Origin of the sequence: Mesorhizobium sp. M7A.F.Ca.US.008.03.1.1, from assembly GCF_003997495.1 — a bacterium.
GTDB lineage: Bacteria > Pseudomonadota > Alphaproteobacteria > Rhizobiales > Rhizobiaceae > Mesorhizobium.
On sequence record NZ_RZRU01000016.1, the window covers coordinates 125,973 to 151,125 of the forward strand.

General features: G+C 62.8%; 28 protein-coding genes. 10 read left to right on the plus strand and 18 right to left on the minus strand.

What is annotated here, in order from left to right; translation table 11 throughout:
- The 12 genes from lpdA to mdh form a co-directional block, all read right to left on the minus strand.
- A complete protein-coding gene (lpdA, locus tag EOA16_RS21775) occupies positions 1-1,440 on the minus strand; it encodes a dihydrolipoyl dehydrogenase (RefSeq protein WP_281035914.1) in 1,440 nt (479 codons plus the stop codon).
- A 52-nt stretch (positions 1,441-1,492) separates the two neighbouring features.
- The gene (locus EOA16_RS21780) at positions 1,493-2,248 is read right to left on the minus strand and encodes an SDR family oxidoreductase (protein ID WP_127260110.1); all 756 of its coding nucleotides are present in this window, start codon (positions 2,246-2,248) and stop codon (positions 1,493-1,495) included.
- Positions 2,245-2,721, minus strand: coding sequence for a hypothetical protein (locus tag EOA16_RS21785; protein ID WP_127260136.1), 477 nt, complete (start codon positions 2,719-2,721; stop codon positions 2,245-2,247). Before EOA16_RS21785 ends, EOA16_RS21780 begins: the two co-directional genes overlap by 4 nt.
- 32 nt (positions 2,722-2,753) lie before the next feature.
- Positions 2,754-3,476 carry a DUF4241 domain-containing protein gene (locus EOA16_RS21790; protein WP_245455995.1) on the minus strand — a complete coding sequence of 241 codons (723 nt, stop codon included), beginning with the start codon at positions 3,474-3,476 and terminating at the stop codon, positions 2,754-2,756.
- Between the two features lie 16 nt (positions 3,477-3,492).
- The gene (odhB, locus tag EOA16_RS21795) at positions 3,493-4,779 is read right to left on the minus strand and encodes a 2-oxoglutarate dehydrogenase complex dihydrolipoyllysine-residue succinyltransferase (protein ID WP_127260111.1); all 1,287 of its coding nucleotides are present in this window, start codon (positions 4,777-4,779) and stop codon (positions 3,493-3,495) included.
- A 47-nt stretch (positions 4,780-4,826) separates the two neighbouring features.
- Positions 4,827-7,814 (minus strand): 2-oxoglutarate dehydrogenase E1 component, encoded by a 2,988-nt coding sequence (locus tag EOA16_RS21800; RefSeq protein ID WP_127260112.1) that lies wholly within the window; start codon positions 7,812-7,814, stop codon positions 4,827-4,829.
- A gap of 150 nt (positions 7,815-7,964) precedes the next feature.
- The gene (gene sucD / locus EOA16_RS21805; RefSeq protein ID WP_127260113.1) at positions 7,965-8,867 is read right to left on the minus strand and encodes a succinate--CoA ligase subunit alpha; all 903 of its coding nucleotides are present in this window, start codon (positions 8,865-8,867) and stop codon (positions 7,965-7,967) included.
- Between the two features lie 13 nt (positions 8,868-8,880).
- Complete coding sequence (locus EOA16_RS21810) at positions 8,881-9,300, minus strand: PIN domain-containing protein (RefSeq protein WP_127260114.1); 420 nt, start codon at positions 9,298-9,300, stop codon at positions 8,881-8,883.
- Positions 9,290-9,520 carry a hypothetical protein gene (locus tag EOA16_RS21815; RefSeq protein WP_127260115.1) on the minus strand — a complete coding sequence of 77 codons (231 nt, stop codon included), beginning with the start codon at positions 9,518-9,520 and terminating at the stop codon, positions 9,290-9,292. The genes EOA16_RS21810 and EOA16_RS21815 overlap by 11 nt, the downstream gene beginning before the upstream one ends.
- 57 nt (positions 9,521-9,577) lie before the next feature.
- Positions 9,578-9,949: a cupin domain-containing protein gene (locus tag EOA16_RS21820; protein ID WP_127260116.1), complete on the minus strand. Its 372-nt coding sequence runs from the start codon at positions 9,947-9,949 to the stop codon at positions 9,578-9,580.
- A gap of 4 nt (positions 9,950-9,953) precedes the next feature.
- Positions 9,954-11,147 (minus strand): ADP-forming succinate--CoA ligase subunit beta, encoded by a 1,194-nt coding sequence (gene sucC / locus EOA16_RS21825; RefSeq protein ID WP_127260117.1) that lies wholly within the window; start codon positions 11,145-11,147, stop codon positions 9,954-9,956.
- Between the two features lie 43 nt (positions 11,148-11,190).
- Positions 11,191-12,159 carry a malate dehydrogenase gene (mdh, locus tag EOA16_RS21830; protein WP_013528846.1) on the minus strand — a complete coding sequence of 323 codons (969 nt, stop codon included), beginning with the start codon at positions 12,157-12,159 and terminating at the stop codon, positions 11,191-11,193.
- A gap of 235 nt (positions 12,160-12,394) precedes the next feature.
- Here mdh and EOA16_RS21835 point away from each other — a divergent pair, with 235 nt between their 5' ends.
- Positions 12,395-12,823: a GNAT family N-acetyltransferase gene (locus EOA16_RS21835; protein WP_127260118.1), complete on the plus strand. Its 429-nt coding sequence runs from the start codon at positions 12,395-12,397 to the stop codon at positions 12,821-12,823.
- Between the two features lie 21 nt (positions 12,824-12,844).
- Here the strand turns inward: EOA16_RS21835 and zapE are convergent, their stop codons facing one another.
- Positions 12,845-14,044, minus strand: coding sequence for a cell division protein ZapE (zapE, locus tag EOA16_RS21840; protein ID WP_127260119.1), 1,200 nt, complete (start codon positions 14,042-14,044; stop codon positions 12,845-12,847).
- 187 nt (positions 14,045-14,231) lie between these two features.
- A complete protein-coding gene (locus EOA16_RS21845; RefSeq protein WP_127260120.1) occupies positions 14,232-14,771 on the minus strand; it encodes a protease inhibitor Inh/omp19 family protein in 540 nt (179 codons plus the stop codon).
- 274 nt (positions 14,772-15,045) lie between these two features.
- Here EOA16_RS21845 and EOA16_RS21850 point away from each other — a divergent pair, with 274 nt between their 5' ends.
- From EOA16_RS21850 to EOA16_RS21885, 8 genes are all read left to right on the plus strand, one after another.
- On the plus strand, positions 15,046-16,065 hold the full coding sequence (locus tag EOA16_RS21850; protein ID WP_127260121.1) for an MBL fold metallo-hydrolase: 1,020 nt from the start codon (positions 15,046-15,048) through the stop codon (positions 16,063-16,065).
- A gap of 81 nt (positions 16,066-16,146) precedes the next feature.
- Complete coding sequence (locus EOA16_RS21855) at positions 16,147-16,308, plus strand: DUF1328 family protein (protein WP_013528842.1); 162 nt, start codon at positions 16,147-16,149, stop codon at positions 16,306-16,308.
- A 95-nt stretch (positions 16,309-16,403) separates the two neighbouring features.
- A complete protein-coding gene (dapF, locus tag EOA16_RS21860; protein WP_127260122.1) occupies positions 16,404-17,288 on the plus strand; it encodes a diaminopimelate epimerase in 885 nt (294 codons plus the stop codon).
- Positions 17,288-18,601 (plus strand): tRNA (N(6)-L-threonylcarbamoyladenosine(37)-C(2))-methylthiotransferase MtaB, encoded by a 1,314-nt coding sequence (gene mtaB, locus EOA16_RS21865; protein WP_127260123.1) that lies wholly within the window; start codon positions 17,288-17,290, stop codon positions 18,599-18,601. Before dapF ends, mtaB begins: the two co-directional genes overlap by 1 nt.
- 12 nt (positions 18,602-18,613) lie before the next feature.
- The gene (ftsY, locus tag EOA16_RS21870) at positions 18,614-20,419 is read left to right on the plus strand and encodes a signal recognition particle-docking protein FtsY (RefSeq protein ID WP_127260124.1); all 1,806 of its coding nucleotides are present in this window, start codon (positions 18,614-18,616) and stop codon (positions 20,417-20,419) included.
- A gap of 62 nt (positions 20,420-20,481) precedes the next feature.
- Positions 20,482-21,156, plus strand: a complete 675-nt coding sequence (locus EOA16_RS21875) for a septation protein A (protein ID WP_027037447.1) — start codon at positions 20,482-20,484, stop codon at positions 21,154-21,156.
- 95 nt (positions 21,157-21,251) lie between these two features.
- On the plus strand, positions 21,252-21,872 hold the full coding sequence (locus tag EOA16_RS21880; RefSeq protein WP_127260125.1) for a pyridoxamine 5'-phosphate oxidase family protein: 621 nt from the start codon (positions 21,252-21,254) through the stop codon (positions 21,870-21,872).
- Positions 21,873-21,911: 39 nt separating this feature from the next.
- Positions 21,912-22,442: an NADPH-dependent FMN reductase gene (locus EOA16_RS21885; protein WP_127260126.1), complete on the plus strand. Its 531-nt coding sequence runs from the start codon at positions 21,912-21,914 to the stop codon at positions 22,440-22,442.
- Between the two features lie 25 nt (positions 22,443-22,467).
- Here the strand turns inward: EOA16_RS21885 and EOA16_RS21890 are convergent, their stop codons facing one another.
- Positions 22,468-22,674 carry a 4-oxalocrotonate tautomerase family protein gene (locus EOA16_RS21890; RefSeq protein ID WP_023811297.1) on the minus strand — a complete coding sequence of 69 codons (207 nt, stop codon included), beginning with the start codon at positions 22,672-22,674 and terminating at the stop codon, positions 22,468-22,470.
- A gap of 74 nt (positions 22,675-22,748) precedes the next feature.
- Positions 22,749-23,669, minus strand: coding sequence for an SMP-30/gluconolactonase/LRE family protein (locus EOA16_RS21895; RefSeq protein ID WP_013528834.1), 921 nt, complete (start codon positions 23,667-23,669; stop codon positions 22,749-22,751).
- Between the two features lie 270 nt (positions 23,670-23,939).
- Between EOA16_RS21895 and EOA16_RS21900 the strand changes: the two genes are divergently transcribed.
- Entirely contained in the window at positions 23,940-24,107 is a 168-nt protein-coding gene (locus EOA16_RS21900) for a hypothetical protein (protein WP_081738754.1), read from the plus strand.
- 182 nt (positions 24,108-24,289) lie between these two features.
- On the opposite strand, the gene EOA16_RS21905 is transcribed toward EOA16_RS21900, so the two are convergent.
- Positions 24,290-24,868, minus strand: coding sequence for a DsbE family thiol:disulfide interchange protein (locus EOA16_RS21905; RefSeq protein ID WP_127260127.1), 579 nt, complete (start codon positions 24,866-24,868; stop codon positions 24,290-24,292).
- A complete protein-coding gene (gene ccmD / locus EOA16_RS21910; protein ID WP_127260128.1) occupies positions 24,865-25,032 on the minus strand; it encodes a heme exporter protein CcmD in 168 nt (55 codons plus the stop codon). Before ccmD ends, EOA16_RS21905 begins: the two co-directional genes overlap by 4 nt.
- Positions 25,033-25,153: the final 121 nt, after the last annotated feature.

Here is a 25,153-nt window from a genome sequence, read left to right on the forward strand (position 1 = left end):
TCAGATGTGGATCGGCTTGAAGAACGTCGCCAGCGCCGCCTCCTTGATCGCCTCCGACATCGTCGGATGCGCGTGGCAGGTGCGGGCGAGATCCTCGGACGAGCCTCCGAACTCCATCAGCACCGCCGCCTCGTGGATCATCTCGCCGGCGCCGAAGCCGACGATATGCACGCCGAGCACACGGTCGCTCGTCTTGTCGGCGAGGATCTTCACAAAACCGTCCGTGTGCAGCATGGCGCGCGCCCGGCCATTGGCGCTGAACGGGAACTTTCCGACCTTGTAGTCGATGCCGGCCTTCTTCAGCTCTTCCTCGGTCTTGCCGACCGAGGCGATTTCCGGGCTGGTGTAGACGACGCTCGGAATGACGTCATAATTCACGTGGCCGGCCTGGCCGGCAATGGTTTCCGCTACCGCCACGCCCTCGTCCTCGGCCTTGTGCGCCAGCATCGGCCCGGCGATGACATCGCCGATGGCATAGATGCCAGGGACATTGGTCTTGAGATGACCGTCGGTCTTGACCCGGCCGCGCTCGTCGACCTCGACGCCGGCTTCCTTCAGCCCGAGACTGTCGGCATAGGCGCGGCGGCCGGTGGCGATCAGCACGGCATCGGCCTCGATGGTCTCAGCGGCGCCGCCCTTGACCGGCTCGAAGGTGACCGTGGCACCCTTCTTGGCCTTGGCGACGCCGGTGACCTTGGCGCCGAGCTTGAACTCAAAGCCCTGCTTTGAAAGCAAGCGCTGAAACTGCTTGGAGACCTCGCCGTCCATGCCGCCCAGGATGGTGTCGAGGAATTCGACCACGGTGACCTTGGCGCCGAGCCGCGCCCACACCGAGCCGAGCTCGAGCCCGATGACACCGCCGCCGACCACCACCAGATGGCCCGGCACCTTGTCCAGCGACAATGCGCCGGTCGACGACACGATCACCTTCTCGTCGATGTCGACCTTGACGCCGGGAATGCCCGCAACGTCCGAGCCGGTGGCGATGACGATGTTCTTCGTCTCGATCTCCTCGACTCTACCGTCCTCGGAGGTGACCGAGACCTTGCCGGCCGCGACCACCTTGCCGGTGCCGCGAAAGCTGTCGATCTTGTTCTTCTTGAACAGGAAGGCGACGCCGTTGACGTTCGACGACACCGTCGCATCCTTGTGCGCCATCATCTTCGTCAAGTTCAATTTCGGCGCCGATATCTCGACGCCGAGCGTGTCAAAGGAATGGCCGGCCTCGGCGAACATCTCGGAAGCATGGAGCAGCGCCTTGGATGGTATGCAGCCGATGTTGAGGCAGGTGCCGCCGAAGGTTGCGTTCTTCTCGATCACCGCAACCCTGAGCCCGAGCTGCGCCGCTTTGATGGCGCAGACATAGCCGCCCGGTCCCGATCCGATGATAACGACGTCATAAGCCATGATACTGTCCTTCCGTTTTGAGCATGATGCCAAAAAGTGTGACGCGGTTTTCGGATAACATCATGCTCGATCTGCCTGAGAGCGCTCAGCGGCCGCCGCTTACATTCAGGATCGCGCCTGTCGTATAGGACGCGACGTCGGAGAGAAGATAGAGAACCGCGCCCGCGACTTCATCCACTGTACCGGCTCTTTTCATCGGCAGCAGGTCGCGAAACCGCTCCACCCGGTCCGGCTGCCCGCCGGAGGCGTGGATTTCGGTGTCGATGATACCCGGCCGCACCGCATTGACGCGGATGCCTTCCAGCGCCACCTCGCGGGCGAGCCCGATGGTGAAAGTGTCGATGGCGCCCTTGGAGGCGGCATAGTCGACATACTCGCCCGGCGAGCCCAGCACCGCCGCCGCCGACGAGATGTTGACGATCGATCCGCCCTCGCCACCGTGGCGGGTTGACATGCGTTTCACCGCCTCACGGGCGCACAGAAACGAGCCAACGACATTGATGCGCATCATGCGCTCCAGCCGCGAAACATCCATCTCGTCGACGCGCGCCTTGACATCGACGATGCCGGCATTGTTGACGAAGGCATCGAGCCGGCCATAGGCGCGGTCGACGGCGCCGAACATGGCCACGATATCGGCCTCGCTGCCGACGTCGCCCTTGACGGCAAAAGCCTCGCCACCGGCAGCCTTGATCTCGGCGACCAGCGCCTCGGCGGCATCCTGGTTCGAAGCGTAGTTGACCGCGACCCGGTAGCCGGCCTTCGATCCAAGCCGGCAGATCGCGGCGCCGATGCCTCGGCTGCCGCCGGTGACCAACAGCACCTTGTGCGTCCCGCTCATTCCTGGCATCCCTTCAAGGCAAACACATCCCACGGCACTTTCGAAAATCCGCTGCCGCCATAGGCTGAGGACTGGCGCAGCGACGGCCCGAGATCCGGCAGGATCAGCGTCTTCGGCGCCTCGACGCCTTCGGCCGGCAGCAGTCCGATGTTGCCCTTGTCATCCGTCGTGTAGATGACGCCATGCCAAGGCGTGCAGGCGGCAAGCTCCTCGCCGGTAACGTCGCCCTCGGGACATTTGTGCATCAGCGCGCCGTTCGGCCGCGACACGCCCTCGTTCCACATGACGATGCCGTTCAGCACCACATCGTTGTCGAGGATCATGCGGAACGTGTTGGTGACGGTCGCCGAGGTGCCGGTCGGGCTAAAGTCGATCTCGCTCCCGCTCTGGGTGTCACCATAGACGGCAAGCTCGATGGGGCAGGCTGCGATCGCCGCCGAACTCCCCGCAAGAAAAGCCAGCAATCCCGCCATAAATCCGATCATGGGCGAAGCGATGTCTGTCATTAATTGCTCTGGTTGCTCTCGCGGCCGTCGGCGTTTTCGAGCACCTCGAAATCGGTCATCAAGACCAACGGCTCGCCAGCCGCGTCCAGTCCCCAGAAGGAATAATAGTTCCCATCACCCCAGCCAGTGTCGAACATCGCTATATTAAGCGGATTTCCATCAACCGGATTGTCCATGCGGAACCTGTCGAACGAGCATGCAACGTCAGCAAGATAACCGTCGAGTTCCTCCGGGTCAGACATCAGCGTCAGAATTGATTTGTCCATGAACGAAGCAACATTGTCATCGACAATAAATCCGGACTTCCAGGACGACGTGCCGACATCGCGAACGAAGGCAGCCAATTCCCACCGCACTGGCAAGCCAGTGTCAAACCGCAGCACCGCTGCGGCAACACGGCCTTGCGCCTCAAGCAACGTAATTGGATAGCATCCCGGTCTGACCTTGCGGCTAAACACAGGCCGTTCCAGCCCGGTAATCAGTGGATCGCAAGCGATGATTTCGCCAGTCGGCAGCTCAAGATCACCGATCGCGGTGACGATGATCTTCCGTTTCGCCATCTCGGCTTCGCTGAGAGCGAAGACACCGAGATTGCTGTTCTCCGACGGCGGACCCCATTCAATTGATTTCTCCGGCGAGGGAGCAGCGACCGAGTCTGTTGGCCGAAAAATCCGAAGCCCGCGACCCAGCGCGAACCCGAACCGTTCCAGCCAACCGCTCACGGCGAGACCAGCCCGATCACAAATCGAGCACCAGCCGTTCCGGATCCTCCAGGCTTTCCTTGACGCGAACCAGGAAGGTCACCGCTTCCTTGCCGTCGACGATGCGGTGATCGTAGCTCAGCGCCAGGTACATCATCGGCCGGATCACGATCTGGCCGCCGACCACCACGGGCCGATCCTGGATCTTGTGCATGCCGAGAATGCCCGACTGCGGCGCGTTGAGGATCGGCGTCGACATCAGCGACCCATAAACGCCGCCGTTGGAAATCGTGAACGTACCGCCTTGCATGTCGGCGACCGACAGCTTGCCGTCGCGCGCGGCGATGCCCAGGCGGCCGATGTCCTTCTCGATCTCGGCGATCGACATCTGGTCGGCATTACGCACCACCGGCACGACAAGACCCTTCTCGGTGCCGACGGCGACGCCGATATGGGCATAGTTCTTGAAGATGATGTCGGTGCCGTCGATCTCGGCATTGACCGAAGGGATTTCCTTCAGCGCGTGGGTTACCGCCTTGGTGAAGAAGCCCATGAAGCCGAGCTTCACACCATGCTTCTTCTCGAACACATCCTTGTACTTGGTCCTCAGCGCCATCACCGCTGACATGTCGACCTCGTTAAAGGTGGTCAGCATGGCGGCGGTCGACTGCGCTTCCTTGAGGCGGCGCGCGATGGTCTGGCGCAATTTGGTCATGCGCACGCGCTCTTCACGCGACGCATCGTCGCCCGAGGACGGTGCGCGGACGGCAACCGGTGCAGGTGCCGGTGCGGCTTTTGGCATCTCGGCCGGCTGCGACGGCGCGCCCTTGGAGATGGCATCGAGCACGTCGCCCTTCAGCACCTGGCCGCGCTTGCCCGAACCGGAGATCTGGTCGACCGAGAGATTGCTTTCGGCGATCAGCTTTGCCGCCGCCGGCGCCGGCGGCATGCTGCGCGGCTCGACCGAACCGGCGTCGCCGGCGATCTTGGCGGTCTCGGCCGCAGCCTGCTTGCCGGTCGATGCCGCATCCGGCGACGAGGCCTGCGACACCGCCTGCGGCTTGGTCGCCGGAGCAGCGGCCGCGCCACCTGCCGAAATCGAACCCAGCAGCGCGCCGACACCGACTGTCTCACCTTCCTTGACGGTGATCTCACCCAGCGTGCCGGCGGCGGCGGCAGGCACCTCCACCGTCACCTTGTCGGTCTCGAGCTCGACCAGCGGTTCATCGGCGGCGATTGTGTCGCCAACCTTCTTGAACCATTTGCCGACGGTCGCTTCAGTGACGGATTCGCCGAGAGTGGGAACGCGGATTTCGGTAGCCATTGTGCCTGTCCGTTTTCTTTCGGTTCTGTTGTTCGCCCAGATCTTCTCTATTCACCAAGCGCGTCTTCGAGCAAGGCGGCGAGCTGGGCTAGATGCTTCGACATCAACCCGGTCGCCGGCGAGGCGGCGGCCGGACGGCCGGTGTAGCGCACCCGCTGATGCTTGGCGTCGATATGCGCCAGCACCCATTCCAGATACGGGTCGATGAACGACCAGGCGCCCATGTTCTTGGGCTCCTCCTGGCACCACACCATCTCGGCATTGCGGAACCGCGACAGTTCGGTGATCAGCGCCTTGGCCGGGAACGGATAAAGCTGCTCGACGCGCAGCAGATAGATGTCGTTGATGCCGCGCTTCTCGCGCTCCTCATAAAGGTCGTAATAGACCTTGCCCGAACAAAGCACGACGCGGCGGATCTTTGAATCCTTGACCAGCTTGATCGCCTGTCCGGAAAGCAGCTGCGCATCGTCCCACAGCAGCCGGTGGAATGAGCTTTCGCCCGAGATTTCCGGCAGCGTCGACACTGCCCGTTTATGGCGCAGCAGCGACTTCGGCGTCATCAGGATCAGCGGCTTGCGGAAGTCGCGCTTCAACTGCCGGCGCAGGATGTGGAAGTAGTTGGCCGGCGTCGTGCAATTGGCCACTTGCATGTTGTCTTCGGCGCAAAGCTGAAGGAAGCGTTCGAGCCGGGCCGAGGAATGTTCCGGACCCTGGCCTTCATAGCCATGCGGCAACAGGCACACGAGGCCCGACATTCTGAGCCACTTGCGTTCGCCCGACGAGATGAACTGGTCGAACACCACCTGGGCACCGTTGGCGAAGTCGCCGAACTGCGCTTCCCAGAGCGTCAGCGCCTTCGGCTCGGCCAGGCTGTAGCCATATTCGAAGCCGAGCACCGCCTCTTCCGACAGCATCGAGTTGATGACTTCGTAGCCGGCCTGCGCGGCCGACAGATTGTTGAGCGGGATGTAGCGGGTTTCGTCGCGCTGGTCGTAGAGCACGGAATGGCGCTGCGAGAAGGTGCCGCGTTCGGAATCCTGCCCCGACAGGCGGATCGGATTGCCGTCGAGCAGGATGGCGCCGAAAGCCAGCGCCTCGGCTGTCGACCAGTCGATGCCTTCGCCGGACTCGATCGCCTGGCGGCGGTTTTCGAGGAAGCGGATGATCGTCTTGTGCGCCTCGAAATCCTTCGGTACCTCGGTCAGCTTCTTACCGATTTCCTTCAGCGTCTTCACCGGCACGGCGGTCTTGCCGCGCCGCTGTTCATCCTGGTTGTCGGCGGTGCGCAGGCCCGACCAGGCGCCGTCCAGCCAATCGGCCTTGTTGGGCTTGTAGTGCTGGCCGACTTCCCATTCGGATTCCAGGTGCGCCCGCCAGTCGGCCTTGAGCTGGTCGAGCTCAGCCTGGCTGATGTGACCCTCGGCGATGAGGCGCTCGCCGTAGATCTGCACGGTCGTCTTATGGGTGCGGATGTTGCGGTACATGATCGGCTGGGTGAAGGCCGGCTCGTCGCCTTCATTGTGGCCGAAGCGGCGATAGCAGAACATGTCGACCACAACAGGCTTGAAGAACTTCATGCGGAATTCGATCGCCACCTTGGTGGCGTGCACCACAGCTTCCGGGTCGTCGCCATTGACGTGGAAGATCGGCGCCTCGATCATCTTGGCCACATCGGACGGATAGGGCGAGGAGCGCGAGAAGCGCGGGTTGGTGGTGAAGCCGATCTGGTTGTTGATGATGAAATGCAGCGTGCCGGCGACGCGGTGGCCGCGCAGGCCCGACAGGCCGAGGATTTCGGCAATCACGCCCTGGCCGGCAAAGGCGGCGTCGCCGTGCAAGAGCAGCGGCAGCACCTTGGCGCGCTCTTCCAGCGGCACGATCTCCTCGCGGCTGCGGCCGAACAGATAATCCTGCTTGGCGCGCGCCTTGCCCATCACCACCGGATCGACGATCTCCAGATGCGAGGGATTGGCGGTGAGCGACAGATGCACCTTGTTGCCGTCGAACTCGCGGTCCGACGAAGCGCCGAGATGGTACTTGACGTCGCCCGAGCCCTCGACCTCGTCGGGTGCGGCCGAGCCGCCCTTGAACTCGTGGAAGATGGCGCGGTGCGGCTTGGCCATCACCTGGGAGAGCACGTTCAACCGGCCGCGATGCGCCATGCCGAGCACGATCTCCTTCATGCCGAGCTGGCCGCCCCGCTTGACGATCTGCTCCAGCGCCGGGATCAGCGCTTCGCTGCCATCGAGGCCGAAGCGCTTGGTGCCCTTGTACTTGACGTCGATGAACTGCTCGAAGCCTTCGGCCTCGACCAGCTTCTGCAGGATCGCCTTCTTGCCGGTGGCGGTGAAGGTGATCTCCTTGTCGGCGCCTTCAATGCGGGCCTGGATCCAGGCCTTTTCCTCGGGGTCGGAAATATGCATGAACTCGACGCCGAGCGTCGAGCAATAGGTGCGCGTCAGGATTTCCAGCATCTGCCGGATGGTGCCGAATTCGAGCCCGAGCACATTGTCGAGGAAGATCGGCCGGTCGTAATCGGCTTCGGTGAAGCCGTAATTCTCCGGCGACAGCTCGTTGTAATCCTCGAGCGGCTTGGCGATGCCGAGCGGGTCCAGATTGGCGTGCAGATGGCCGCGCATGCGGTAGGCGCGGATCATCATGATGGCGCGCACCGAATCGCGCGTCGCCTGGTGCACGTCGGCATCGGACAGGACGACGCCGTTGGTGACCGCCTTGTCCTTGACCTTCTTTTCGATCGTCTTCTCGACAATGCCCCAATTGCCGTCGAGCGCCGACACCAGTTCGCCATTGGCCTGTAGCGGCCAGGAGGGCTTGGCCCATGAAGCGCCCTTGGCATTCCTGCGCACATCGCCGGCATCGTCCTTCAGCCCGGCGAAGAACTCCTGCCATTCGGGATTGACCGAGGCTGGATCGTCCTCATAGGCGGCATAGAGCGCGTCGATATAGTCGGCGTTGCCGCCGTAAAGGAAAGAGGTGAGCGAAAATTGGTCGTTGGCCTGATCTTGTCTTGCCATTTTTGTCCGCGGAGCCTGGCTCCGTCTCCTTTTCAAAAGCGAATAGTGAGTGGTTATTAGTAAGTAGGGAAATGGGGATTTCCCCCACTCGTTCACCACTCATCCGTTCTTCCCTACTCACTACTCCCTATTCGCTACTTACTTACTCACTTAACCCTTGATCGCCTCGACCAAGGTCGTGCCCAGCCTTGCCGGCGACGGTGAAACTTTTATCCCGGCCGATTCCATCGCCGCGATCTTGTCTTCGGCGCCGCCCTTGCCGCCGGAGATGACCGCGCCGGCGTGACCCATGGTGCGGCCGGCCGGCGCCGTGCGCCCGGCGATGAAGCCGGCCATCGGCTTGCTTCGGCCACGCTTGGCTTCGTCCTTGAGGAACTGCGCGGCGTCTTCCTCGGCCGAACCGCCGATCTCGCCGATCATGATGATCGACTTGGTCTCGTCGTCGGCGAGGAACATCTCGAGCACATCGATGAACTCGGTGCCTTTGACGGGGTCGCCGCCGATACCGACGGCGGTGGTCTGGCCGAGACCGACATTGGTGGTCTGGAACACTGCCTCATAGGTAAGCGTTCCCGAGCGCGAGACAACGCCGACCGAGCCCTTGCGGAAGATGTTTCCGGGCATGATCCCGATCTTGCATTCATTGGGGGTGAGCACGCCCGGGCAGTTCGGGCCGATCAGCCGCGACGTCGAGCGGTCGAGCCTGGCCTTGACCTTGATCATGTCCATCACCGGAATGCCTTCGGTGATGCAGATGATCAACGGGATCTCGGCCTCAATCGCTTCGAGGATAGCTTCGGCGGCACCCGCCGGCGGCACATAGACGACGGACGCGTTGGCACCGGTCTTTTCCTTGCCTTCGGCGACGGTGGCGAAGATCGGCAGGCTTTCGCCCTTGGTCCCGGTCCACGTCTCGCCACCCTTCTTGGGATGGATGCCCCCGACCATTTTCGTGCCGTGATAAGCCAGCGCCTGCTCAGTGTGGAACGTGCCGGTCTTGCCGGTCAGGCCCTGCACCAGCACCTTGGTGTTCTTGTCGACGAGGATGGACATTTTTGCGACCCGATCAATGAGTACGGAAGGGATTGATGGCAACCACGGAACCGTAAGTCTGTCCGTGGTTGAGATCTTCGGTGTAAAGTACCTTGACGCCAAGGCGCTCGGCCGCGGCGATGATTGCGCCATCCCAATAAGAGATCTCGTATCGCTGCGCGTTCTCGATGCCTCGCATGACAACCGCGCTGTCCAGATCCTGGCAGGGCTTCATGGAGATCGCGGCGACCCACTCGGCCGCTTTCGCCGGCGCCAGTACCGCATCCGCTCGCTTGGTCACATTCACATAAAACTCTTGCAGCACCTGCGCGGAGGTCGAATAGTCTTCCTTGGCAATCAATTCCACGGCGCGCTCATATTTCGCACGCTCGGATTTGTGTCCGATGGCGGCATAGACGAGAATGTTCGTGTCAAGGAAGCACTCAGCGATCATAGAGTTCTTCCCGGTTCCACTTCTTGCTGCCCATATCTCCCGCCGCTTCGCGGGCGAGCCTCAAAAGGGCTTGCCGTGCGTCGTCCTTGGCATGCCGCTTCGCGGCCACTGTTGCAAAAAACTCCCGCACCATGCCGTTGACTGTCGTTCGCTGTTCGGCGGCCGTCAGTTTGACCTGCTCCAGAATCTCGTCTTCGACGGCCAGGGTGATGTTCTTCATGTCTCTTTCTCCTGCAAATTCCACACAGCATATGTGTAACTGTGTGGCCATCGCAAGTTACAGCTGCTTCAGATCGGCGACGGTGAGGTCGCTCTTGGCGTTGCCGGTGTTGAGCGTCGTCGCCGGCTCGAACATCAGCACGACAGGCTCTTCGCTGAGCGAGCGCGGGCGATGCTCGACGGCACGCGGCACGACGATGAACTCGCCGCTGGAGAGCTCCACCGTGCCGTCGCGAAAGTCGATGGCGATGCGGCCGCGCAGCACGAGGAAGGCCTCGTCCTCATTGTCATGTGCGTGCCAGTCGAAGACGTCGCCGAACTTGGCGATCTTGACCTGGGACTCGTTGACGTCGCCGGCGATATGCGGATCGAAGACCTTTTTGATCTTTTGATCCGCCGCCTCGACCAGGTTTATCTTGCGCGGAGGCACCAGATCAGCCCTTCACCGCCGCCACGATCTTCTTGGCCGCGTCGTCGAGATCATCGGCCGACACGACGTTCAGGCCGCTGTCGTTGATGATCTTCTTGCCAAGCTCGGCATTGGTGCCTTCCAGGCGCACCACCAGCGGCACTTCCAGCCCGACTTCCTTGACAGCGGCGATGACGCCCTCGGCAATGATGTCGCACTTCATGATGCCGCCGAAGATGTTGATCAGGATGCCTTTGACCGCCGGATCCCTGGTGATGATCTTGAACGCCGCCGTCACCTTCTCCTTCGACGCGCCGCCGCCGACATCGAGGAAGTTGGCGGGCTCGGCGCCATAGAGCTTGATGATGTCCATCGTCGCCATGGCAAGGCCGGCGCCATTGACCATGCAGCCGATATTGCCGTCGAGCGCGACATAGGCGAGGTCGTATTTCGACGCCTCGATCTCCTTCTCGTCCTCTTCCGTGGTGTCGCGCAGTTCGAGCACGTCGGGGTGGCGGAACAGCGCATTGTTGTCGAACGACACTTTGGCGTCGAGCACGCGCAGCCGGCCGTTCTTCATGACGATCAGCGGATTGACCTCGAGCAGGCTCATGTCCTTCTCGACGAAGGCCTTGTAGAGGATCGGGAACAGCGTATCGCCGTCCTTGGCCGCATCGCCGTCGAGCTTGAGCGCGCCGTTGAGCGCTTTCAGATCGGCCGACGTGACGCCTTTTTCAGGATCGATGGCGACGGTGATGATCTTTTCGGGCGTGTCATGGGCGACCGCTTCGATGTCCATGCCGCCCTCGGTCGAGACGACGAAGGCGATACGGCCGACCGAACGGTCGACCAGGATCGACAGATAGAGCTCGCGTTCGATGTCGGCGCCGTCCTCGATATAGAGGCGGTTGACCTGCTTGCCGGCCGGACCGGTCTGCTTGGTCACCAGCGTGTTGCCCAGCATCTCATTGGCGTTGGCGACGACGTCGGCCACCGATTTCGCCAGCCGCACGCCGCCCTTGGCGTCGGGGCCGAGCTCGCTGAATTTGCCCTTGCCGCGGCCGCCGGCATGGATCTGGCTCTTCACCACATAGAGCGGGCCCGGCAGCGCCTTGGCGGCGGCTTCCGCTTCGCTCGCCTTGAACACCGGCACGCCTTCGGCCACCGGCGCGCCAAAGCTCTTCAGCAGCGCCTTGCCCTGATACTCATGGATGTTCATCTGGATGGTCTCCGGATCGACTGGGGGTTCACTTACTGGAGATTCATTTGGAGGCGAGTTGCGGCGCGATCTTGACGCAGGCCTCTGTCAGGCCCTGCACCGTCGCCACAGAGGAGTCGAACATCTTCTGCTCGCTCTTGTTGAGCTCGATCTCGATGATGCGCTCGACGCCGCCGGCGCCGATCACCACGGGAACGCCGACATAGGTGTTCTTGACCCCATACTGGCCGGAGAGATACGCCGCGCAGGGCAGCACCCGCTTCTTGTCCTTGAGATAGGCTTCGGCCATCGAGATCGCCGAAGCGGCCGGCGCGTAATAAGCCGAGCCGGTCTTCAGCAGGCCGACGATCTCGGCGCCGCCGTCGCGGGTGCGCTGCACGATCTGGTCGAGCTTCTCCTTCGAGGTCCAGCCCATCTTGATGAGGTCGGGCAGCGGAATGCCCGATACCGTCGAGTAGCGGATCATCGGCACCATGGAATCGCCGTGGCCGCCGAGCACGAAGGCGGTGACGTCCTCGACCGAGACCTTGAATTCCTCGGCCAGGAAATAGCGGAAGCGCGCGCTGTCGAGCACGCCGGCCATGCCGACGACATGGCTGTTGGGCAGGCCTGAGAACTTCTGCAGCGCCCAGACCATGGCATCGAGCGGGTTTGTGATGCAGATGACGAAGGCCTTCGGCGCATACTTCTTCAGCCCGGCGCCAACCTGCTCCATGACCTTGAGGTTGATGCCCAAGAGGTCGTCGCGGCTCATGCCGGGCTTGCGCGGCACGCCGGCGGTGACGATGCAGACGTCGGCGCCTTCGATGCCGGCATAGTCGTTGATGCCGGTGAGCCTGGAGTCGAAGCCATCGACAGGCGACGACTGCGCGATATCGAGCCCCTTGCCCTGCGGGATACCTTCGGCAATATCGAACAGCACCACGTCGCCGAGGTCCTTGAGGCCGATCATGTGAGCGAGCGTGCCGCCGATCATGCCAGAGCCGATAAGCGCTATCTTGTTGCGTGCCATGTGAGGATGTTTTCCCTTTGTCGGTGACGACGTCTCAAATCTCTGGTGACTTGATGGCGGCGTCGAAGAAGAGGCCGGAATGCTGCGGGGGACCGCGAATTTTCGCCGCACCCAATAGCCCCGGCGCGATATAAATTCAAACGATTATTTCGGAGTGAGCATTTTCAATCGGTTAGAGTGATTGGGATTTACGTAAACGTCCAAGTTTGTAAGCCGACTTGCGGGAATTTACACAATGAAAATGGAAATCGTAAGGCTATACCCGGGTGATGACGCCCTTGTGATGCGGGTCGCCGATGACGTGTTCGACGAGCCGGTCAGGCCGGATCGGCTGGCAGCTTATCTCAGGGAATCCGGCCATTTCATGATCGTGGCGCTGGCCGATGGCGTGGTCGTCGGGCAATGCGCCGCTGTCATCCATCGCCATCCCGACAAGGTCAGCGAGCTTTACATTGATGAGGTCGGCGTCTCGCCCGCCTTCCAGCGCCATGGCATCGCTCGAAAAATGCTCGACGCCATGTTCGCAATCGGCAGAGAGAATGGCTGCGAGGAAGCCTGGGTCGGCACCGAGCCTGACAACGGTGCTGCTCGCGCGCTTTATGAGTCACGCAAGGAGCCGCATGGGCCGGCGGAGAGCTTCGTCATGTATGTGTATGAGCTTTAACGATTGGCCTCAGGGCGGCGGCTAAGCCTGCGCCTGCTGGGCTTCGGGCGCCGCCTTCATCTTTTGCCGCTCGGCCCAATCCTCCAGCCAGTCGCGGCTCTGCATCTCGATCAGCCGCGATGCCGTGCGCTCGAACTCGAACACCTCGACGCCGCGCTTGGCCATATAAAGCTGCTGCGGCAGCGCTTCGGCACTCACCACCAGCCGCACATGATGGTCGTAGAGTGTGTCGATCAAAAGGATGAAGCGCTTGGCCTCGTTGCGCTTGCCTTCGCCGAGCACCGGGACATGGTCGATGAAAATGGTTGAGAAGCGCCCGGCGATCGCCAGGAAATCGCGCGCGCCAAGCGGCTTTTCGCAGAGATCGACGAAGGAGAACCGCGCCGCATCGCCCGCCGCACGCGGCACGATCACCTGCCGCCCTTTTAGGGCAATCGATGTCTCGGCGGTCGTCGCGCTCCGCGTCATGGCTTGCCAGGCCTCGTCGAGTAGCTGGTCCGCCGCCGCATCGGCCGGCGTGACATAGACCGGTGTCCGGGCGAGCTTTTCCAGCCGGTAGTCCTTGTCGGCATCGAGCGCCAGCACCTGCGTGTGCCGCTCCAGTATGCCGATGAAGGGCAGGAAAAGCTGGCGGTTCAGCCCCTCGCTGTAGAGGTTTTCCGGCGCCACATTCGAGGTGGCGACCAGGACCACGCCGCTGGCAAACAGCGCCGAAAACAACCTGGACAGGATCATCGCGTCGGCAATGTCGGTAACCGAGAACTCATCGAAGCACAGCACCCAGGCTTGCTCGCCAAGGGCCTTGGCCACCGGCGGGATCGGATCGTCTTCCCTGACGTCGCCATTCTTGCGCGCCTGCCGGTGCTTCTGGATACGGTCCTGCACGTCGGCCATGAAGTCGTTGAAGTGGACACGGCGCTTGCGCCGTACCGGCACAAGCTCGAAGAACATGTCCATCAGCATGGTCTTGCCGCGACCGACGCCGCCATGGATGTAAAGGCCTTTGACGGCCTCGTGGACCTCGCGCTTGCGGGCAAACAGCCAGCCCAGCGCGCTCGACTTATGCGCCAGCCGCTTGGCCGAGATCTCATCGGTCAGCCGGTCGAGCGCCGCAACGATCCGTTCCTGCGCCGGATCGCGGTCGATCGTACCGGTTTCCACCAGATGGTCGTAGCGCTGCCTGACGGTCGCATGGGTCTGGAGGCCGTCACGCAGATGCATCGGTCACGTCGTTTGTTCAGAGCAGGAATGCTCCAAGGGACTAGGTGTGTTGAGATTCAGGTTAGGCCGAGCCGAGAATGGTGGCTTTCGAGAACCGGAGCGGAGCGTACTTAAAGTACGTGAGCACCGGAAGCGCAGAAACCCGCCGTTCGCAGGCCGGCATCACCTGAATATCGGCATACCTAGCCTATCTTGTAAGCGAAATCGGTTGGCCGTTGGAAGTTTGGCCGTCGAATTTCGAGCCGCCCGAGGAATAGAGCCGCGCCAGCGCACCGCCACTCTCGTCATAGAGCGTCAGCTGTTTGCCGGCGACGTTCCACGACTTGACGCCGTCCATCGGCGCCGGGCAATGCAGCGGCCCGGCGCGGAAGCCGGCGCCGAATTTGGTCTGCGGTGTCGCCACCTTGCAGCTCTGGCCCGCAACGCTGGCGTTCCAGACACCGGCGACGCTGGCGGCGGTCACGTCCGAAGCGCCGGCTGGCGCCGAACCGTCCGAAGGCAGCGCGGCGACCTGCGCGTTCGCAGGAGCGGTCGGGAATTGCGACGGGTCGGTGGTGCCGGGCGATGCCGGCGGCGGCAGTTGGTTCGCCGTCACCTTGCCGGCGGGCGCGGCCTCCAGCGGTGCCGGCTGCTGGTCCTCCATCGAGGAAAAACGTGAGGTCGAACAGCCGCTCGCAACGAGCGCCGCCAGCGATACGGCCACCAGACCGGTTTTCGAAAAAGTCATGCCAACCTCCGTCGGATCCGGCTGGGGGGAAGCCGTCCGCGCAATCTCACCCCCACCAAGATGGAGAAGGTGGCGAAATTTCAACCCGATATGGTTAAAATACAGTTTGCAGCAAGAATTGTTGCAAATTTATCGCAATCGCGACGGCTGACCGCTTGTCGCGCCTGGGGATCCGGTCAACGCGGTGCAGCGCTGACATTCGGTGGTTGGGACGCTTGCGCGAGCCGCCTTAGCGCCTATGTCTGGAAAACGAAACCCTGCCGGAGCCGCAAAATTGGCCGCGAGAAAGACAGCCGCCAATCGCTATTACAGCGGCCCGCCCAGCGACCATTTCGACGGCGCATTGTTCTTCAATCCCCACGGCCAGCCACCCGGCCGTTTCGCCGATTTGCTGAAATGGCAGTTGAATGGCCAGCGCTCGAAATGGCCGGCGAGCGATCCAAGCCCCTTTCCGCAGGCAAAGCCGGCGACAAGGGTCGAGGGCGCTGCGCTGGAAGTGACGATGGTTGGTCATTCCACCTTGCTGGTCCAGACGGCCGGTCTGAACATCCTCACCGATCCGGTGTGGTCGCTGCGCGCGTCGCCGCTTTCCTTCGCCGGACCAAAACGCATCAATGCGCCAGGCATCGCCTTTGCCGATCTGCCACCGATCGACCTCGTGCTGGTCAGCCACAACCATTACGACCATCTCGACCTCGCCACGTTGAAGCGGCTGAAGGCCGGCCACGATCCGCTGGTGCTCACCCCGCTCGGCAACGACGCCATCATCGAAGCCGCCATGCCCGGCATGCGGCTATCGGCGCATGACTGGGGCGACAGGGTCGAGATCGGCAATGGCGCCGCCGTCCATGTCGAGCCGGTGCATCACTGGTCGGCGCGCGGTGCCCGAGACCGGCGCATGGCGCTCTGGGCCGGCTTCGTCGTCGAAACGCCCGACAGCAAGCTCTATTTCGCCGGCGACACCGGCTTCCACGATGGCATCAACTACCGGCTGATGGCCGACAAACATGGCGGTTTCCGCTTCGCCATCCTGCCGATCGGCGCGTATGAGCCGCGCTGGTTCATGGCGCCGCAGCACCAGAATCCTGGTGAAGCCGTGCAAGGCATGAGACTGTGCAATGCCGCCCATGCCGCCGGCTGTCACTGGGGCACCTTCCAACTCACCGACGAGCCGATCGACGAGCCGGCGCGCAGATTGACCGAGGCGCTTGACGATGAAGGCATCCCGCGCGAGCGCTTCCGCGCCTTGCGGCCAGGCGAGGTCTGGAACGTGCCGGAGCACATAGCGCCCTGATCCGCATCGGTTTCGACGGAACCCCAGCGCCGCAAGCGCGTTTTCAAGTGTGAAAAATCTGTCGGTCTGCGGGGCATTGCCATGCTCAAATGGATCATCATTCTGCTGATCGTCGCTGCGGCGGCGAGCCTGCTCGGCATGCCGGCACTGGCAGGTGCCGCCGCCACCGGTGCGCGCATCCTTATCGGCATCGTTCTGATCATCTTCCTGCTGGTGGTGCTGGGCATTTTCGCCGTGACGTAAGTCCGGCGCTTTCGCCGTGACTAAGCGGCTGCGCACTGGTAATTCCTGCCCGTTTCCGCCATATAGCGCCAAACGGACACGGAATTTTTGGAGCAATGGCCAGCACTGCCCCTTTCGCCAAGATGAACGGCATCGGCAACGAGATCATCGTTGCCGATATGCGTGGCCGTGCCGACAGGGTGACGGCGGCGGCGGCGATTGCGCTGAACGCCGATGCCGCGACCAGCTTCGACCAGATCATGGCGATCCATGACGCCAGGACGCCGGGCACCGCCTTTTTCATCGACATAGTGAACTCCGACGGAACCGGTGCGCAGGCCTGCGGCAATGGCATGCGCTGCGTCGTCCAGGCGCTCGCCGCCGAGACCGGCCAGAAAATCTTCACCTTCGAAACCGTGGCGGGCATCCTCAATGCGCGCGAACACGCCGACGGTTCGATCTCGGTCGACATGGGCACGCCGCGCTTCGGCTGGCAGGATATCCCGCTGGCCGAGGAATTCCGTGACACCCGCATGATCGAGTTGCAGATCGGCCCGATCGACGCACCGGTGCTGCATTCGCCCTCGGTCGTTTCGATGGGCAACCCGCACGCGATCTTCTGGGTCGACCGCGACGTCTGGTCCTATGAGCTCGATCGCTTCGGTCCGCTGCTCGAGAATCACCCGATGTTCCCCGAGCGAGCCAACATCACCATCGCTCAGGTTACTTCGCCCGAAACCATGATCATCCGCACCTGGGAGCGCGGCGCCGGCCTGACCAAGGCCTGTGGCTCGGCCTCCTGCGCCGCTGTCGTGGCCGCGGCCCGCACCAACCGGACCAGCCGCAGCGTCAGTCTGTTGACGCCAGGCGGCGGTACGCTGCATGTCGAATGGCGCGACGATGACCACGTGGTCCTGACCGGCGCCGCCGAATGGGAATTTTCCGGCAGCTTCGACCCGTCGGTCGGGACATGGGCCCGCGACACCGAAAGCGCGGCCTGATGTCCGCTCTGCCCAAGAGCCCGATGTCCCAGGGGATCGATGTCGTCACCTTCGGTTGCCGGCTCAACACCTATGAATCGCAGGTGATGCGGCGCGAGGCTGAAAGTGCCGGCCTGGGCGCGCTGGAAGGTGGCGCCGTGATCTTCAACACCTGCGCCGTGACAGGCGAAGCAGTGCGCCAGGCCAAGCAGGCGATCCGCAAGGCGCGCCGCGACAACCCGCGAGCCCGCATCATCGTCACCGGCTGCGCCGCGCAGACCGAGCCTGAAAAATTTGCCGCCATGGACGAGGTCGATCTCGTGCTTGGCAATGAAGAGAAGCTGAACGCGAATTCCTATCGCGCGCTGCCGGATTTCGGCGTTAACGACACCGAGAAGGCGCGCGTCAACGACATTTTTTCCGTGCGCGAGACCGCGGGTCACATGGTCGACGCCATCGAGGGCCGCGCGCGCGCCTTTGTCCAGGTGCAGAATGGCTGCGACCACCGCTGCACCTTCTGCATCATTCCCTACGGCCGCGGCAATTCGCGCTCGGTGCCGATGGGAGCCGTGGTCGAGCAGGTCAAGCGGCTCGCCGGGAACGGCTATGCCGAGATCGTGCTGACCGGCGTCGACATGACGTCATTCGGCGCCGACCTGCCGGGCGCGCCGAAGCTTGGCAAACTGGTGAAGACGATCCTGAAACAGGTGCCCGACGTGAAGCGGCTGCGGCTGTCGTCGATCGATTCGATCGAAGCTGACGAGGATTTGCTCGACGCCATCGCCACCGAGCCCAGGCTGATGCCGCATCTGCATCTGTCGCTGCAATCGGGCGACGACATGATCCTGAAGCGGATGAAGCGCCGCCATCTGCGCGATCAGTCGATCCGCTTCTGCGAGGATGTGCGCAAGCTGCGCCCCGGTATCGTCTTTGGCGCCGACATCATCGCCGGCTTCCCGACCGAGACCGATGAAATGTTCGAGAACTCGGAGAAAATTGTCGAGGAGTGTGGCCTGACCCATCTCCACGTCTTCCCCTTCAGCCCACGCGAAGGCACGCCCGCCGCGCGCATGCCGCAGCTCCGCCGCGAGGTGGTCAAACAGCGCGCCGCCCGGCTGCGCGCCGCCGGTGAAGTTTCGTATATCAGGCATCTGTCGTCGCTCACTGGTACGCGTCAGTCGATCCTGATCGAGCGCGACGGCCTTGGCCGCACCGAGGGTTTTACGCTTGCCGCACTCGGCACCGGCGCACCGGGTGAGATCGTCGAGGCCGATATTTCAGGCCACGATGGTGTCAGGCTGATCGCGGCGCCCCTTGCCTCCCGCGCTGCCTGAGAAACGCAAAGCATGGCTGGTTTTTTCAAGAAGATATTTTCGTTCGGCAAGAAGGAGGTGGTCGAGGAGCGCATCGACGAGACCACCCCGCTGCCGCCGATCAAATGGGAAGCCCTCGATGCGCTGAAGCCGGCGGCCGAGCAGGTCGTTCCGGAGTTCTTGAAGCGCGACGAGCCGCTGCCCGAGGTGGAAACGACGCCGGCGGTCGAGCCGGAGATAGCTCCTGCGCCGGAACCGGCGCCTGTCGAGGAACCGGTGCCCGAGCCGGAGCCAACCATCCCGCCAGTACCGGAGCCGACTGTTCCAGCCGAGCCGGAACCGCTGCCGGAGCCCGCGCCGAAAGAAGAACCCGCGCCCGCGCCAGAGACTCCAGAGCCGCCGGTGCCCGAGGAAGTTCCGGTCACCCCCGCGACTCCGGAACCCACGCCCGAACCGCAGCCGCAAGAAGTCCCAGCTCCGGCGCCGGCCGAGCCGGAGATCGTCCCGTCACGCCCGGAAAAGCAGCCGGAGCCGGCCCCGGTCGAAGTGCCGACGCCTGCCGAGGTTCCGGCAGAAACACCAGCGCCGATCGAGGTGCCGACACCGGCGCCGTCCCCTCTTCAGCCGTCTTCAGAGGTCGGCGCCGCCCCTCATCCGCCTGCCGGCACCTTCTCCCCGTATAATGACGGGGAGAAGAGCGAAGTTTCAGCCCCGACGCCCGAAGCACCCGCCGCGGAAATCGCACCTCCCATTCGCCAGCCGGCGCCGATCGAATCGCAGCCGGTTATTGCGGAAATTGCGCCCGAGCCGCAGCCTCTTCCACCACTCGCGCCGGAGCCGAAACCCTTGCCAGGCAAGGTGACCGTCACCAAGAAGGTCGAGCAGAAGGCCGAGCCGGTCAAAGCGCCGGAACCGGCGCCGCGGCGCTCCTGGTTCCAGCGAATGCGCGACGGGCTCGCCCGCTCCTCGAAAGAACTCACCGGCAACATTGCCGGCGTCTTCACCAAGCGCAAGCTGGACGAGGAGACGCTGCAGGACCTTGAGGATGTGCTGATCCGCGCCGATCTCGGCATGGAGACGGCCTTGCGCGTCACCGATGCGCTGGCCGCCAGCCGCTACGGCAAGGACGTCTCCGACACCGAGGTCCGCGCCATCATGGCGGCCGAGGTGGAAAAGGTGCTGACCCATGTCGCCATGCCGTTGGAACTCGACCTTTCACACAAGCCGCATGTCATCCTGGTGGTCGGTGTCAACGGCACCGGCAAGACCACAACCATCGGCAAGCTGGCCGCCAAGCTGACCGATGGCGGCCTGTCGGTGATGCTCGCCGCCGGCGACACGTTCCGCGCCGCCGCGATCGAGCAGCTGAAGATCTGGGGCGAGCGGACGAAATCGCCTGTGATCGCCTCCAAGATCGGCGCCGATGCCGCGGGGCTGGCCTATGACGCCTTCGAGAAGGCCAGGGAAGCCGGTTCCGACGTGCTGATCATCGATACCGCCGGCCGCCTGCAGAACAAGACCGAACTGATGGCGGAGCTCGAAAAGATCGTCCGTGTGCTCGGCAAGCTCGATCCGGAAGCACCGCACACCGTGCTGCAGACGGTCGACGCCACCACCGGCCAGAACGCGCTCAACCAGGTCGAGATCTTCCGCAATATCGCCGGCGTCAACGGCCTGGTGATGACCAAGCTGGACGGGACGGCGCGTGGCGGTATTCTGGTGGCGATCGCGGCGAAGCACAAATTGCCGGTCTATTTCATCGGCGTCGGCGAACAGGTCGACGACCTCGAACCTTTCTCGGCAAGCGAATTCGCCAGGGCGATCGCAGGAGTGGCCTAACAAGCATGTCCCGAAAAGGTGCAGCCTTTTTGGATTCGGATCATGCACAAGAAAGAGATTCCATGAACCCACCCATTCTCGAACGCGATCCGTCGGACCCGCAGAAGCAGAAGAAGGAAGGCGTCAATCCGCTGCTCAAGCTGGTGCTGGAGCTGGGTCCGTTGATGGTGTTCTTCTTCGCCAATGCGCGCGGCGGATGGCTGGTGCAGAAATTCCCTGTTCTGGCCGAGTTCGGCGGGCCGATCTTCGTCGCCACCGGCCTGTTCATGGCCGCCACGGCAATCGCCCTGATCGCCTCGTGGCTGCTCACCCGCACCTTGCCGATCATGCCGATGGTGTCGGGCGTCGTCGTCTTCATCTTCGGCGCGCTGACGCTCTATCTGCAGGACGACATCTTCATCAAGATGAAGCCGACCATCGTCAACACGCTGTTCGGCGGCGTGCTGCTCGGCGGCCTCTACTTCGGCAAGTCGCTGCTTGGCTATGTCTTCGATTCGGCCTTCAGCCTCGACGCCGAAGGCTGGCGGAAACTGACCTTCCGCTGGGGCCTGTTCTTCCTGTTCCTGGCCATCGTCAATGAGGTGGTGTGGCGCAATTTTTCCACCGACGCCTGGGTTACCTTCAAGGTCTGGGGCATCATGCCGATCACGCTTCTGTTCACCTTCAGCCAGATGCCGCTGATCCTGCGTCATTCACTCGAGGACAAGGCCGGCAAAGAAGAGAAGGCCGGGAAATAGAGTGTGAAACGGTCTTCTGTCCGGAGTGGCGTCAAAACAAAGGAAAACAGCGGTTCTGCGTTCATGAAACAATGAGCCGTTCTGGGGAGAGGGACATGGAATTCATCACCACGCGCGACCAGTTGAGGACGATCTACAAGACGCCACGGCCGACCGACGGTTCTATCCGCAAGGAGCTGAAAAAACTTGACGGCCATTGCCGCTCCTTCATCGGCAAGAGCCCGTTCGTGCTGATCGGATCGTCCGACGGTGCCGGCAATGCCGACGTGACGCCGAAGGGCGACAAACCGGGCTTTGCCACCGTTCTCGACGACACCACCATCGCCATTCCCGACCGGCCCGGAAACAACCGGCTCGACACGCTGGAAAACATCCTCGTCAATCCCTCGGTCGGGCTGCTCTTCCTCATCCCCGGCATGAACGAGACGCTGCGCGTCAACGGCGATGCCCGCATCACCGTCGACGCAAATTTGCGCGAACGGCTGGCCGTCGACGGCAGGGAGCCGCAAAGCGTCGTCGTGGTCAGCGTCAAGGCCGCCTACATGCACTGCGCAAAAGCCTTCATGCGCTCGGACCTGTGGAAGCCGGAAACCTGGTACGACCGCGCGACGCTGCCGACGCTCGGCCAGATCATGCGCGATCAGTTGGCGGTTGCCGATTCCGCCGAGGCGACCGACCGCTGGCTCGACGAGGAATACAAGAAGACGATGTGGTAGGTTTTCGGACGCGATTCGCGTCTGGACCGATTCCATACCTTGCTGAACATCCTTGCCATTTCCGGCAGCCTGCGCGCGGCCTCTACAAATTCGGCGCTGATCGCCGCACTGGCGCGCGAAGCGCCGTCCGGCTGCCGCGTCACCGTCCATGACGGGCTTGGCCGTCTGCCGATCTTCAATCCTGACGATGAAGACCAGCGGACACCGCTCGAAGCCTGCAAGCTGATCGATGCCGTCAGCCGAGCCGACGGCTTGATCGTTTCCTGTCCGGAATATGCCCATGGCGTGCCGGGCGGGCTGAAGAACGCGCTCGACTGGCTGGTCTCGCGCGATGCCGCTGTCGCCAAGCCCGCCATGCTGGTACACGCTTCGCCGCGCTCGCTGTTCGCCCGCGCCGCACTGGCCGAGATCATGCGCACCATGTCGTTCGCGCTTTGCGACGATGTGCTGGAGATAGCGCTGCTCGGCAAGAAGCCGCCGGAGGTGGCGGGCATCCTCGACGAGCCGGCGAACCGGCAGGCGATGCATGATGCGCTGGATGCCTTCGCGGAGTTTATCCGCTCGCGTTGAGCGGCGGCCACCCCACACCTTCGGGCTAGCCCTTTCGCAGCGTCTCCACATCGGTCTTCCCAACATACCAGTCGCGGGCGTTGACCTCCTCGAAGACCACCCAGACATCGTCGTTGCTCAGCCCGGTGGCGTCCATGATGGCCGCCGTGACCTTTTTGGCGATATCCGCCTTCTTGCCCGCCGGATCGGCTGATATCACTTCCTTGACAATGCGGATGTTGACGAATGGCATTTTTGTCCTCCCGGGATGTTCGTGCTCGCGACCCGCTTCGATGAAACCGTCGAACGGCCGCCAGTGCTCCAGTCTCAGTATGTCTTGGCGCCGTTGACCATGAGCCGCACCATGTAGAGCGACGTGGTGCCGGCTATGTAGAGGCAATTCAGCTTGTTGCCGCCGAACACGCAATTGGCGGTGACTTCCGGCACCTTGACCTTGCCGATCAGCGTGCCGTCCGGATCGTAGCAATGGATGCCGTCGGCCGCACTGGTCCAGATGCGGCCGTCCTCGTCGAGCCGGAAGCCGTCGAACAGGCCCGCCGTGCAGTCGGCGAAGACTTTTTCGCCCGAAACCTTCTTGCCGCCCTTGCCGACATTGAACACCCGCATATGCGCCGGATTCTGCGCGCCATGCGTGCGGCCGGTATCGACGACGTAAAGCTTGCTCTCGTCCAGCGAGAAGGCGAGGCCGTTGGGCCGGACCATGTCGGTGATGACGGCTTCGACCTCGCCGGTGCCGGGATCGACCCGGTAGACATGACAGGCGCCGATTTCGCTCTCGGCCCTGTCGCCCTCATAATCCGTATCGATGCCGTAGCTCGGATCGGTGAACCAGATGGAACCGTCGGATTTCACCACCGCGTCGTTGGGCGAATTCAACCGCTTGCCCTTCCATTTGGCCGCGATCGTGGTGACCGAGCCGTCGAACTCGGTGCGGCTGACGCGGCGGCCGGAATGCTCGCAGGTGATCAGCCGGCCTTGCCGGTCGACGGTGTTGCCGTTCGAGTTGCCGGACGGCTGACGGAAGACGCTGACATTTCCGTCGGTCTCGTCGTAGCGCAGCATGCGGTTGTTGGGGATGTCGGACCAGACGACATAGCGCCCGGCGGCGAACCAGGCCGGGCCCTCCGCCCACTGGCATCCGGTGAACAGCTTCTCGACCTGCGCGTTGCCATTGAACAGGCGCGCGAAGCGCGGATCGAGAATTTCATAATAGTCTGCGGCCGCCATGCTTTCCTCCCGGCATCAATGACACCGGATCAAGCCAGCCTAAGGGACAGAAGGCAATGTGGGTACGCACAGTGTCATGCAAAAAGCGCGGCCAAGACAGATGGCTTGCTCTGCGCATGATGTTAGCGCCGCATTAACCGGCTATGCGTCCAGCGCAATGGTGCATTGCAACATCTTCTTTTTGCAATGCACCATTACTATGTCATGCTTCGTATCGATCAAGGGAGGAAGAAACCGCCGCCGAAATGCGGCGCCAAAAGGAACCTTGCTATGATCCTAGACAGTCTCATGACCCGCGCTCGCAACAGCATTGCCAAGCGCAAGCACTACAACCGCCTTGTCGCCGAAATCGACAGCTTTTCCAGCCGCGATCTGGCCGACATGCGCGCCGACCGCTCGGAAATGCTCTACCAGGTCCACAAGCAGATCTACGGCTGATCTCAAGTCCGATAAGACGCGCCGCCAAGGTGCGTTGAGATTCAGGTCAGGCCGAGTCGAAAATGAGGGTTTCCGAGAACCGGAGCGGAGCGTACTTTTGGGTACGTGAGCACAGTTCTACTGCGACGCAGTAGAGGGGGGGCGCAGGAAACCGTCATTTGCAGGCCGGCACCACCTGAATATCAATGCGCCGCCAGTGCCTTGTCGATCTGCGGCAAGAGCAACGCCTGCACCGTCTCGGGCGTCAGCGGGCCGACATGTTTGTAGGCGATCTTGCCGTCCTTGCCGATGACGAAGGTTTCCGGCACGCCGTAGACGCCCCAGTCGATCGCCGAGCGCCCCGCTTCGTCGACCCCTATTGCCTGGAACGGATTGCCGAGATCGCCGAGGAACCGGCGTGCGTTTTCTGGCCGGTCCTTGTAGTTCAGCGCCGCCATGGTGAAACGCTTGTCCTGCGACAGCGCCAGAAGCACCGGGTGCTCTTCGCGGCACGGCGCGCACCACGACGCGAAGACGTTGACCAATGTGACCTTGCCGGCGAAGGTTTTCGAATCGAGCCCCGGCAGGTTTGAGCCCTCCAGCGCCGCCAGGCTGGTTTGAGGCGCGGGCAGGCCGATCAGGGCCGACGGCACTTCCGAAACATCGCGCCCCGACAGCAGCTGCGACAGGAACAGTCCGGCCAGGCCAAGGAAGATCAGCAGCGGCAACAGCACGAACAGGCGACGAGCGCGTGGCGGCGGCGTTTCCGTTTCTGTGCTCATGGCTTTGCCGCCTTGTCGGAGCGACGCCTCACGCCGGACGCCTCCAGTTCGGCTAGCTCACGCCTGCGCGCCCGCTGGTCGAGCAGGATCCAGCCGATCAATCCGGCCAGCACCACGGCAGTGATGCCATAGGCGGCGGTCACGTAGAGTGCATGCGCGCTCATCAGGCAACCTCACGATTGCGTTGAATCAGTTTAAGAGCTGATTGGGCGTTGGTCCCGCGCCACCGTGACGACCGCCTGTGGTGCTCGCCCTTCGAGGGCCCGCATGAGACCTGCGGCGTTG